Source organism: Ruegeria sp. BE1, from assembly GCF_056538885.1.
On sequence record NZ_JBQFTY010000001.1, the window covers coordinates 670,268 to 681,149 of the forward strand.

13 protein-coding genes are annotated in these 10,882 nt (G+C 60.6%); 7 read left to right on the forward strand and 6 right to left on the reverse strand.

Annotated features, from left to right (window positions below):
* Nucleotides 1–5 precede the first annotated feature (5 nt).
* Nucleotides 6–470: a putative molybdenum carrier protein gene (locus ACR0J5_RS03315; protein WP_480650425.1), complete on the reverse strand. Its 465-nt coding sequence runs from the start codon at nucleotides 468–470 to the stop codon at nucleotides 6–8.
* Between the two features lie 199 nt (nucleotides 471–669).
* On the opposite strand from ACR0J5_RS03315, the gene ACR0J5_RS03320 reads away from it, so the two are divergent.
* Genes ACR0J5_RS03320 through ACR0J5_RS03340 form a run of 5 tightly spaced genes read left to right on the forward strand, consistent with a single transcriptional unit; the run spans nucleotide 670 to nucleotide 5,756 of the window.
* Nucleotides 670–1,632 carry a hypothetical protein gene (locus tag ACR0J5_RS03320; protein ID WP_480650426.1) on the forward strand — a complete coding sequence of 321 codons (963 nt, stop codon included), beginning with the start codon at nucleotides 670–672 and terminating at the stop codon, nucleotides 1,630–1,632.
* Nucleotides 1,629–2,504, forward strand: coding sequence for a ThiF family adenylyltransferase (locus ACR0J5_RS03325; protein WP_480650427.1), 876 nt, complete (start codon nucleotides 1,629–1,631; stop codon nucleotides 2,502–2,504). Before ACR0J5_RS03320 ends, ACR0J5_RS03325 begins: the two co-directional genes overlap by 4 nt.
* Nucleotides 2,501–3,685: a hypothetical protein gene (locus ACR0J5_RS03330; RefSeq protein WP_480650428.1), complete on the forward strand. Its 1,185-nt coding sequence runs from the start codon at nucleotides 2,501–2,503 to the stop codon at nucleotides 3,683–3,685. The genes ACR0J5_RS03325 and ACR0J5_RS03330 overlap by 4 nt, the downstream gene beginning before the upstream one ends.
* Nucleotides 3,682–4,782 carry a hypothetical protein gene (locus ACR0J5_RS03335; protein ID WP_480650429.1) on the forward strand — a complete coding sequence of 367 codons (1,101 nt, stop codon included), beginning with the start codon at nucleotides 3,682–3,684 and terminating at the stop codon, nucleotides 4,780–4,782. Before ACR0J5_RS03330 ends, ACR0J5_RS03335 begins: the two co-directional genes overlap by 4 nt.
* Complete coding sequence (locus tag ACR0J5_RS03340; protein WP_480650430.1) at nucleotides 4,782–5,756, forward strand: hypothetical protein; 975 nt, start codon at nucleotides 4,782–4,784, stop codon at nucleotides 5,754–5,756. The genes ACR0J5_RS03335 and ACR0J5_RS03340 overlap by 1 nt, the downstream gene beginning before the upstream one ends.
* Here the strand turns inward: ACR0J5_RS03340 and ACR0J5_RS03345 are convergent.
* Both ACR0J5_RS03345 and ACR0J5_RS03350 read right to left on the reverse strand, forming a co-directional pair.
* Complete coding sequence (locus ACR0J5_RS03345; protein WP_480650431.1) at nucleotides 5,753–6,043, reverse strand: YiaA/YiaB family inner membrane protein; 291 nt, start codon at nucleotides 6,041–6,043, stop codon at nucleotides 5,753–5,755. The genes ACR0J5_RS03340 and ACR0J5_RS03345 overlap by 4 nt on opposite strands.
* Before the next feature lie 48 nt (nucleotides 6,044–6,091).
* Nucleotides 6,092–6,793 (reverse strand): PspA/IM30 family protein, encoded by a 702-nt coding sequence (locus tag ACR0J5_RS03350; protein ID WP_480650432.1) that lies wholly within the window; start codon nucleotides 6,791–6,793, stop codon nucleotides 6,092–6,094.
* Nucleotides 6,794–6,906: 113 nt separating this feature from the next.
* Here ACR0J5_RS03350 and ACR0J5_RS03355 point away from each other — a divergent pair, with 113 nt between their 5' ends.
* Both ACR0J5_RS03355 and ACR0J5_RS03360 read left to right on the forward strand, forming a co-directional pair.
* Nucleotides 6,907–7,509, forward strand: a complete 603-nt coding sequence (locus ACR0J5_RS03355) for a TetR/AcrR family transcriptional regulator (protein ID WP_480650433.1) — start codon at nucleotides 6,907–6,909, stop codon at nucleotides 7,507–7,509.
* 13 nt (nucleotides 7,510–7,522) lie between these two features.
* Nucleotides 7,523–8,926: an MATE family efflux transporter gene (locus tag ACR0J5_RS03360; RefSeq protein WP_480650434.1), complete on the forward strand. Its 1,404-nt coding sequence runs from the start codon at nucleotides 7,523–7,525 to the stop codon at nucleotides 8,924–8,926.
* Nucleotide 8,927: 1 nt separating this feature from the next.
* Here the strand turns inward: ACR0J5_RS03360 and ACR0J5_RS03365 are convergent, their stop codons facing one another.
* The 3 genes from ACR0J5_RS03365 to ACR0J5_RS03375 form a co-directional block, all read right to left on the reverse strand.
* Entirely contained in the window at nucleotides 8,928–10,025 is a 1,098-nt protein-coding gene (locus ACR0J5_RS03365) for a M56 family metallopeptidase (protein ID WP_480650435.1), read from the reverse strand.
* A complete protein-coding gene (locus ACR0J5_RS03370; RefSeq protein WP_480650436.1) occupies nucleotides 10,012–10,407 on the reverse strand; it encodes a BlaI/MecI/CopY family transcriptional regulator in 396 nt (131 codons plus the stop codon). Before ACR0J5_RS03370 ends, ACR0J5_RS03365 begins: the two co-directional genes overlap by 14 nt.
* A gap of 66 nt (nucleotides 10,408–10,473) precedes the next feature.
* Nucleotides 10,474–10,875, reverse strand: coding sequence for a DUF2160 domain-containing protein (locus tag ACR0J5_RS03375; protein ID WP_480650437.1), 402 nt, complete (start codon nucleotides 10,873–10,875; stop codon nucleotides 10,474–10,476).
* Nucleotides 10,876–10,882: the final 7 nt, after the last annotated feature.

Consider the following 10,882-nt stretch of genomic DNA (forward strand, 5'->3'; position numbering starts at 1 on the left):
GCTCTTTAAGTGTTGAGCAGGTCCATCAGACTTTCCAAAATAGCGCGGACCTGAGCGTTGATCTGCGGTGCCTCCGAGGCGCGGGGACCGGCGATGTTCAGAACGTTGATGTGTTGGGTGTCCAGCCAGGCCCGCACGCGTTGCGAACAGACATCAGCGCCCTCGCGCACGTCCACCAACAGAAAGGGTTTGCTGGCCTCTTGCGCAAAAGCGACAGTCTTATCCGTGCCGGGGCTGGTTGAGCCATCAATGAAGATCAGAGTGGCATCGCTGTTAACCACGTTGCAGCGGGTCCTGATCGCGACGTCGGTCGAGGTTGTTTCACTCAGACCAGTGAAGTGATCCGGAATGCGACCATCCTCGTTGGTGCGCCCCAGCGGAACCCAGCCGCCGTAATTCAGACCATGATGGCGTGCGACGTCCAGCGCGGCCATATCGACGCCGGTTTGCCCGCCACAGACAATTTTCATCTCGAACGTCCTTTTGGTTGGGGCCAGCTTAACGCGGCCACGCGGGTCGCGGAACTGGTGGATTTCTGGACTTGCGCAAGCCCATGCCAATCCGGTTCAGTCCGTCCTGCGGATCACGATCCAAAGAGGCACGCCGTACCTTAGTTTTGTCATAAAGCTATTCATATTTGGCAATGAGAAGTCAGAGCAGGAACAGCATTTGTTAAGCGCCATACTCAGCGCCGCGTCTCAGCGGTACATGGATGTTCGTCTGAACGCCTCGGGCGGGTACAAGGTTCGCATCGTCGAACGGCCCGGCCTGTGGATGTCGCCGGACCAATTAGAGGCGCTGGTGTCGGATCTGCGCACGGTTGCGTCCAAGACATTGCCGGCGGGTGAGCTGGAGTACGGCGTTTTTGCCGGGGACAGTGATCGCCTTGCGCAGTCGGTCATCACGCTGGTCTCGCGCCGTGCGGATCAGGCTCCGGTGGCGTTCAATGCGCTGGCTTTGATGGATGTCGATCTGGGGCATCGCTCCGAAGAGGTTCTGCACCTGGGGTTGGTGATGGTGGACCCCGATCTGCGCAGTCAGGGGCTCAGCTGGGTGCTCTATGGGCTGACCTGCGTGCTGATGCTGTTTCGCAATGGCATGCGACCGCTTTGGATTTCGAATGTTACGCAGGTGCCTGCGGTTGTCGGCCTTGTCGGTCACGGGTTCGCGCGGGTCTTTCCGGTGCCGGGTGGCGGCGCGCAGAATCGGCGCAGCCTGCTGCATCTGTTGCTGGGGCGCGAGATCATGCGCCATCATCGCCATGTCTTTGGCGTTGGCCCCGAGGCTGGTTTTGATGAGGAACGGTTCGTGATCACCAACGCCTATACGGGCGGCTCGGATCATCTGAAGAAAACCTATGACGACGCACCCAAACACCGGGATCAAGCCGTAAACGACTATTGCCGGGATCAGCTGGACTATGATCGCGGCGATGACGTTCTGCAATTGGGGCAGATGGATATGCCCACTGCGCTGTCCTACGTCGGGCGCGAGGTTCCGCGCGGGTCTTTTGCCGCCGTCGCGCTGGCCGTGGTCGCTGCTGTGATACAGCGTTTGGCGATGCCTGTGTGGCAATGGGCCGATACGCATCGGGATTTCGGCATCTTACGGGCCAGAGGGCAGGAGAAATGAGCATGTTCTCGTATCAGGACTTCACCACGCGTAATCTGGGCTTTGTCTCGGAACCCGAACAAGAAAGGTTGCGCGGCGCTTGTGTCTTTGTCTGCGGGACCGGGGGGATGGGCGGCAGCGCCATCATGACCCTGATCCGCGCCGGGGTCGGGCGCTTGATCCTGGCCGATCTGGACAGTTTCGAGGTCTCGAACCTGAACAGGCAGCTTTTCGCGACGCTGAAGACGGTCGATCAGGACAAGGCGCAGGCGACCCGCGATCAGTGCCTGCAGATCAACCCCGAGGCCGAGATTGAGGTGCTGGGCGCCGAATGGCCGGATCACGTGGAGCGGCTGGTTGAAGCGGCGGATATTGTCATCAATGGCACCGACGATTTGGGGGCCAGCCTGCTGCTGTACCGCACCGCGCGCGCCAAGGGACGGGCGGTGATTGATGCCTACGCCTCGCCCCTGCCATCGGTTTACGTGACAGGGCCCGGCGATCCGATGCCGGAAGAGCGTCTGGGCTATACCACGCAGGGCACGGGTTGGAACGAGCTGACGTCTGAGATGCGCGATGCCGCAGCAGCGGCTGAGGCTGAATATGTGCTGACCCATTCCTCATCCCGTCACCATGTGGATCTGTCCTTGGCCGGAGAGGTGATTGCCGGAACCCGTAGTCGCATGTCCTTTGCGCCGATGGTGATCATGGCGGGAACCCTGATGGGGGGTGAGGCGCTGCATGGCCTGCTGGGTCGCCCGCATGGCGCAGATTTTCGCGGTTGGTTTCTGAACCCGCATACCGGCAAGGTTGAACGCCCTTTGCCCGGTTTTGTCGCTGCGGTGATGCGGCCTTTGGTGCGGCGTCAAATGAACAGGTTGCTGGGCTCATGATGGATACGGCGGCCTATTTGGCGGATACTTGGGTGGCCATATGTGCCGCGCTGGGCGCAGTGGTTGTGTTGCTGCATATAGGTGATCTGGTGCAACGGCCTGAGATTGCGCGGCGGTTTCGGTTCTGCCTGTGGGTGCTGATCGGCCTGATGCTGGCCCGTGTCGGCCATTGGGACGGCTGGGGCTGGCTGTTCTCGGCGGTGGCCAATTGCTGTGCCGCACTGGTGCCCCTTGCCGCGCTTGTTCTGGCCGAAGGTTTGCTACGCCGTCATGCGCCTCCGCTCCTCAAACAGACCTGCGCATGGGGTGCCTTGGGGCTGAGCGTGATGGGGTTGATACAGTTCAGCAGCCTTGAGCCGGTTCGCCTTTCCGCGTTGCTCTTGTTCCAGCTCATCGCTCTCAGCGGTGTAGCCCTGTTTGTCTGGCGCAGGGACCGGGCTAGCCTGTCGCCGACGGAAAACAGGACCATCAACCGGATCGGCCTGTCATTCGTCCTGATCCTGCCGTTTCTGGCCACGGATTACATGCGCGAAACGGTGATAGACGCGCCGGTCAAGCTGGGCGGTGTGGCGGTTCTGGTGCTGTGCTGGCTGGCGATCGGGATGAACCGCCCCGGCCTGCGCGCCGCTGATATTCTGCGCAGCTTCGGGATCGTTTTCTTGGTGACCGTTTTGGTGACCCTGATCCTGTCCGCTCTGGTTTCACTGGACCTGCGGACCGGCGCTCAGGTCACGGCGATTGTCGTCTCGGCGCTGATCCTTCTGGCCATCTGGCAGGCCGCCGTGGCCTTGCGCATCGAAGACCGCCAACTGATCGCCCTGCGCGAAATTGCCGAGGCACAGGGGCAGGGGGCTGAGGCCGGCCTTGCTCTGCTGCGCCGCGCCGCCGGGGCCCCGGATGCGATGTTGCTGACCGAGGCAGACCTGTCTGACATGGAGCTGGACGCGCTGCGGTCCAGCTTTGCAGCATTGCCGGTGCAGCACCTTGGCGCGGCTCAGGACGAGCAAATCAACTGGTTGTTTTCCCGCTATGACGCCACCCATGCTGTGCGGTTGTCGGATCATCCCATGATGATTGTGTTGCTGAGCAGCCCGGCGATTGCTGGTCAGGACAGCACGGGCGCGGCCCTGCGCGCGGTTCAGCGAATGGCGCAGCTGATGGCAGCTGAGGGGCGGACATGATCGAAATTCAAGAGCGGCATTTCCCCAGCTTTTTCGCGGCCCCGTTCCACGCATACGGCTTGGACACAAATTACGTGTCGCCGATGAAGGCTGATTTGAAACGGTTTCTGTCGGTCAAGAACCCGCTGTTTTCATCGGATTCTGACTTCACCTATTTCACGGCACTGCGTCAGGGCGCGCCTGTCGGGCGGATCACGGCCCATCTGCATCGCGCATCGAATGATCTGTATGCCGAGGCGAGGGGCTGCTTTGGGTTCTTCGATTGCGCAGACGATCCTGCCGCCGCAGCCGCATTGCTGGGCGCGGCAGAGAGCTGGGCACGGGCCAAGGGGCTGACCCGCCTGACGGGGAACTTCAACCTGACCGCAATGCAGCAGGCCGGTATAATGACCGAAGGCTTTGATCGGGCGCCTTATACCGATCAGATATGGGGACCGCCCCATTTGCCGAAACTGTTAGGGGAAAACGGCTACAACCGGCAGTTTCCGATGACCACCTTTGAACGGCGTCTGGACAGGGCGCCGACGCTTTTGCCGGACGCGCAGCGCGCGCAATTGCTGGATCAGGGGTTCGCCTTTGCTCCGGTCAACCGCGCAACCATTGCTGAGAGGTTGGAAGATGCCCGCACAATCCTGAACCGCAGTTTCAGGAACAACCCGATGTTCGTGCCGGTCACCGCCGAAGAGTTCCACTTTCAGGCCAAAGACATGAAATGGATCATGGACCCTCGGATTTCCAAAGTGGTGCACTACAAGGGGGAACCCGCCGGGGCGGTGATCGCCATACCTGACCTCAACCCTTTGTTGCGGCGGCTGGGGTCGCGGATGCGCCTGTCCCTGCCGTGGCACTATCTGCGCTACAAAGCGCGGCGGGACCGCGCCGTGGTGATTTTTCAGGGTGTTATGCCCGAATATCAGGGTCGGTCCGTCAATCCTTTGATGCTGTCCGAGATGACGCGGGATATGATCAGGGCCGGGTACAAATCCGTAGGCGGGACCTGGATCGCGGATGAAAACGCCGCCAGCCTGCGGCAAACGGAAAAAGCGGGGGCCGTGGCGCTGCACCGGCTCCACCTGTTCTCCAAGGAGTTGTCGTGATGGAACGCGCAGAGTTCGAAGCCATTGTCGCCCTGGCGATGCTGGCACCCTCGGCCCACAACACCCAACCGGCCCGCTGGAGGATGCGCGACGGCGGGATCGAGGTTCTGGCCGATCTGTCCCGGCGTCTGCCGATTGGCGACCCAACCGATCGCGATCTGGAGGTGTCTTGTGGTGCGGCGGTCGAAGGGACGGTGCTGGCATTGGCTGCGCAGGGAATAGGTGCCACGGTGATCTGGGCCCAAGAGGCAGATCAGGCTGGCCTGCGCCCAATCGCCCGGATTGTGCCGGATGGATCTGCGTTGGCCGAAGATGTGGCATTATCGGCTGCGGTTCCAAAACGTCTGACGCACCGCGCGGGTTTTGCGCCTGCGGCCAAGGATGCCTTTGCCGATTGGGCCGCGCCGCATTTGACCTTGGTCACGGACCGGGAACAGATTGCGTGGCTGGCTAAACAGGTCGACATTGCATCTGCCCGTGTCATGCACCCTCGGGCCTTTCGGTCAGAGCTGCTGAACTGGATGCGCCTACGCAGGGACGACCCGCGATACAATCTGGATGGTCTGAACCGCGAAGTTCTAGCCATGGACGCCGTCACCGCGCGTCTGGTTCCGACCGTTCTTGGGGGCAGGTTGTACAGCAGATTGTCCGCGCTGGGCCTTGGCCCACAATTGTCAGGCGAGGCTGCGCGCAGTCAGGGCGCAGGGGCAATTGCGTTGTTTCACTGGCCGGAACAGGAACCGATGACACAGGCGGGGCAGGCGTTTTACCGCAGTTGGTTGCAGGCCACGGCGCGTGGGCTTGTGGGTTGGCCCGCGGCGGCTTTGGCGGATGATGCAGCAACACGCAGGACGATCACAGAAAGGTTCGCGTTGCCCGAGGGCAGGGTGTTGTTCAACGCGTTACGGCTGGGGGCCGCCAACAAAGCCACCCCCAGCCGCGCGCGCCTGTCTGTGCGCGATGTGATCGTTTAAGCGGCGATATTGTCGCCAACTTCTTTCAGAAGTTTCTCGGTCTTCGCATCCTCGATCCGGTTATGCAGACGCTGCGATTCTTCACGGTCCCGCAGGGTTTTGGTGATCGAGACGGTCGTGTGCACCAGCATCAGCGCGGACATCGAGTAAAACCCCTTTGCGGCAAAGCTGGCCTCAAGGAAATAGATACCGCCCGCCATCATCGCAGCGGCGACGATGAATGAGCCGATCGTAAACATGTTCCAAGCGTTCGACTGGGGCAGGTTCAGGTTTTCTTCGGTGTTCATTGGTCTTTTCCTCTCTTGTTTTCAAATGTTTGAATGGGGCTGTTAAGGTTACTTTGATTTCTGTTTTTCAGATTTCGCGGCCTTCTTCTTCAGCCGTTCCAGAACTTCATCAGCGCTGGATCGCAACGGCTTGCCGCAGCCCGCGTCGGCCAGACGATCGCGAATGGTTTCGGCAGACCCGGTGGTTTCCAGCTCGGTCATGGCACGGGCTGTGGCGTCCATTTCGCTTTGGCGCTCCTGCAACCGATGCAAGGTGTCTTCGGCTTCGCGCAGGGTAGAGAGGCCGCTGTCGGGGGCCACTTGTTGCAGGCGCTGTGTCTTGTCCGTGGCCGTGGCCAACCGCTGGCCGCGTTGCAACTGACGCAGCCGGGTTTCGGCCTCACGCAGGACAGTGCGCAGACGGGTGATTTCCGTATCAAACCGGACCTGCGCCTGGGTCGAGACGTCACGCTCGGCCTCAAGATGGGCGATGGTTTCCGCTGCATCCTGCGCCAGATCCTCGCGGTCTTGTTGCAGGGCGGCCAGGGTGCGCACCTCAAGGTCGGCGATTTGCTGGGTCAGGCGGTTGTGCTGTTTCTTTTCCTGTTCATTCTGGGCCATCGCAACGGCCACCGCCTTGCGCGACATCTGGACGGCGTGGGCGCAATCGCGGATCTGCTGGCGTAAAATCGGCAGCGCATGGCGGTCGGTGACAGCGGTTGCTGCCTCATAGCTTCGGCCGCGTAACAATGTGGCAAACTGTTTGAACATCTTTGGCTCCTCGTTTATGAACATTGTTCATGAGGTGAATATGTGCGATTTGTGAACGGCGTTCAATATTAAAAATGAACATTGTTCAACAAATATCGCTGGCGGAGGATCAAGTGGCTAATAACAAAAGAGAAATTCTGAAAAAAAATCTTCTGACGGCTGCCGAAAAGAGGATCGAGGCCGATGGTTTGGCCGCTTTGCGGGCCCGTGATGTGACCAAAGATGCGGGATGCGCTCTGGGTAGCCTGTACAACGCCTATGAGGATTTGGACCTGCTGATTCTGGCCGTGAACTCGAAAACCCTGGCCAGATTGCATACTGAGTTGCAGGCCGCATCCGCCGCGCAGAAAACGCCCGAGGATCAGCTGCAAGCGCTGGCGCTGGCTTATCTTGATTTCGGAACACGCAATCCGAACCTCTGGGCGGCTTTGTTCGATCACCGCATGCCGCCGGGCGTTCCTGTGCCGGATTGGCATCTGGAAGAACACGCCGTTCTGATTGCCGAGGTTATGACCCCGCTTGCCGCGATCAGCCCGGCGTTGGACCAGCCCACCTTGGCCTTGCGGGCGCGCACGGTGTTTTCGGCGGTGCACGGCATTGTCAAACTGTCGCTTGAGGGCCGGTTCGTTGCCCTTGACGCAGATGCGCTGCGGGTTGAGCTGTCGGGTTTTCTCCGTCAGTTTTTGCGGGGGTACAAATCCGAGCAACAGGGGTAAGGACGAAAAACCAATGGCTACGCAATCCGACGCAAAGGCGGTTTTTCTGACCGGCAGCCTGATGGGGCATGTCACCCGCATGTCCCTGACCACCAGCATTGGCCTGATGGCCATCTTTGCCGTGGATTTCGTCGACATGATCTTCATCTCGATGCTGGGCAATGACGCGCTGGCGGCGGCGGTGGGGTATGCCGGGACGCTGCTGTTCTTTACCAACTCGGTCAATGTGGGCCTGTCAATCGCGGCGGGGGCCTTGGTGGCGCGCGCCCTGGGTGCCGGACAGCCCGAACAGGCCCGCCAATTCGCAACCAGCGTTGCGGTGTTGGGGGCGTTGATCGGCTTGGCGGTTTCAATGGCGGTGATGTTCAACCTTGAGCTTTGCCTGTCCCTGCTGGGGGCCGAGGGAGAGGTGCTGCGTCTTGCCGCGCGTTACATGTCGATCATCCTGCCGACCATGTGGGTGATGGCGATTGCCATGGCTGGTATGGCGGTATTGCGGGCCCACGGGGATGCGCGGCGTTCGATGCAGGCGACGATTTACGGCGGAGTGGCGAATGCGGTTCTGGACCCGATTTTGATCTTTGCCGTTGGGCTGGGGCTGGACGGGGCAGCCATTGCGTCGGTCATTGCCCGGATATGTATGCTGATCGCCGCCATCCGGCCCGCGGTACGGGTCCACGGGGGCTTTGGCAAACCATCCCTGCCGCAACTGGCCGCGAATGTGCGCCCCGTGGCGTCGATTGCTGTTCCCGCTGTCCTGACCAATATCGCCACGCCCATCGGCAACGCCATTGTCATTCGCGAGGTGGCGCAATTCGGAACCGACGCCGTGGCCGGAATGGCTGTGATCGGGCGGCTGATGCCCGTGGCCTTCTCGGTGGTCTTTGCGCTGTCGGGGGCCATCGGTCCGATTGTGGGCCAGAATTTCGGAGCAGGGCAGTATGATCGGGTTCGGCAGAGCTTTGTGGCCGGGGTCAAGTTCACTGCGGTCTATGTCTGCCTGATGGCTGCCACGTTGTTCCTGTTACGCGCACCGATTGCCGACCTGTTTCAGGCGCAGGGAGAGACACGGGCGCTGATCTATCTGTTCTGTGGTCCGCTTGCGCTGGCGTCGTTCTTTAACGGGGTGATCTTTGTTGCGAATGCCAGTTTCAACAATCTGGGCCACCCGGTCTATTCGACCTGGGTGAACTGGGGGCGGCACACTTTGGGCACTTGGCCCTTTGCTGTTGCCGGAGGCTTTATCGCAGGCGCGCCGGGCGTGTTGCTGGGGCAGGCGTTGGGCGGGATCATCTTTGCCGGGGTCTGCTGGGTTCTGGTTCGCCGGGTCGTGTCCAACCTTGCGGCACCGCAACCGGTTGATCCCTTTGCGGGTCAGACCCGGTTGCAGGCTTTATTCGGGCGTCGGGGCTGGTAGATCAGTTGCCCTGATTGCGCGCTTCGAGCCGTTCGAGGTTGACCACGGTGGACAGCATCAGCCGGTCATGGCTCCAATCCTCGGTCTGCTGGACCGAGGCCGCGCCGAATCCCAGCATCAGAGCAAAAATCAGCGCCAGCCCCACGAACAGAACCGGCTGCGTTGCCTGAGTTGACGGTGCATCGGCCAAAGCAATCACGCGCTGACGCAACACACGTTTGGCCTTGCCGCCCGTTACCAGAGCCACGTTCAGGACACGCGGGCTGCCACGGGTGACGGTGCGCGCGCAATAGTCCAGCAGGCAGGTGGTGTAGTCCCGCGCATCAATCCCCTTGCGCGCCACGACCGATTGGTCGCAGGCCAGTTCCCGCAGCCGGTCGAACTGATACTTCAGCGCAATGTAACCCGGGTTCCAGAACAGCAGGGGGCGCAGCAGTTCAAAGCCCAGTTCCCACTCAACATCTCCGGCGCGGATATGTTGCAGCTCATGCGCAAGGGCAAAACGCAGCTCGCGCGGGGTGTCCAGCAGGTGGCTGGGCAGAACGACATGCCGACGGCGCAGGCCACGCACGGCGAAGGGCACTGAGATCCGATCTGACAGACGGATATCGACCTTGGCGGACTGACGCCAGAGAAAGCTGGATTGAATGGTCTGCCGGATCGCCAACCCGTCGCGAAGGACGCGCAGCAGGTAAACCGCAGACACAAAGGCCAGCAGCGCCGCTACTGCCGACACAAGGGGATATGCACCCGCCAGCAGCACTTCGACCCAGCGTTCGCGGGTGTTCAGAAGGGCTTCGAACTGGGTGGCTGGCATCGCGATTTCACCGCGCAGATAGGCGGCGACGGCAATGTCTCCGATCGCGATGGTGCCATGGGCCGAGGTCAGGGTCGCAACCGCACCGATAGCCACGGCCAGAACAGGGCTGAGCAGAACGCACAGGCACAACAGTTTGAGCACCCTGAGCTGCGCAATGAACCCATATTGCATTGAGGTCTTGGTCAGAACACCCCGAACCGCCAGCCATATCATGGCCGCAAGGCCAAGTACGATGTTCAGTTCGAGATACGCATCGAGAACCGGTTTAACCGCCGTCATTTTGCAGTCTCCTCTCTACCAGTGCCCGAATTTCCTCCAGATCGGCTTCGCTCAGGCCCGCATCGTCCACCAGACGCGCCACCAATGAGGCGGGCGTGTCATCGAACAATGTACGCGAGAGGTTTTGCAGCGACCGCGCCTGATACCTGTCTTTCTCCAGCAGCGGCGAATAGATCAGTGTCTTTCCGTCCTTGCGGCTTTCGACGAAGCCTTTGTCGTCAAGAATCCGCAGGATGGTCGCACCGGATGTATAGGCCAGATTGCGTTCTGGTGGCAGGCGATCAAGCACGTCACGGACCGAGCCCCGACCCAGTGCCCAGAGTTCATTCATGAACTCAAGTTCAACCTCGGTCAGAAGGTTTGTTGTCTTTTTCTTTCGCATCGGTCTTTCGTGTCGCATTTTTTAGTATGCCTGACAGACAAGCATCCTTTCGCTGTTTCGCAAAGCTCAAACTTTCCAGAAGACGAAAATACCCCAGCCAATAGACAGGAATAGCGGTGTCCAGACGGGTTGCCCGACGATCCCAAGCCAGGCGAGGAAGATATAAGCCGATCCCAGCAGGGTGATGAACAGCCGGTCGCCCAGGGTGGTCGTCAGGCCAAGCACGCCGCGCCGTTCGATCCCGTCGCGGAATTTGAACCCTTCGAGCACGCCAATCAGGGCGATGGCCGAAAAGATGCCCACAAACAGCGCCAGCGTTGCGGGCGTCCAGGCCATCCAGAAATCGGGCCACAAGGGGTCGGTCCAGGAAAACCCTTTTTCCTCTTGCTGGCCGACACTGCCCCAGCCCGCCTGTTGGGCAAACGCCATCGAAGGAAGGAAGGGGAGGGTGAGAAGGAGTTTACGCATATCGAAC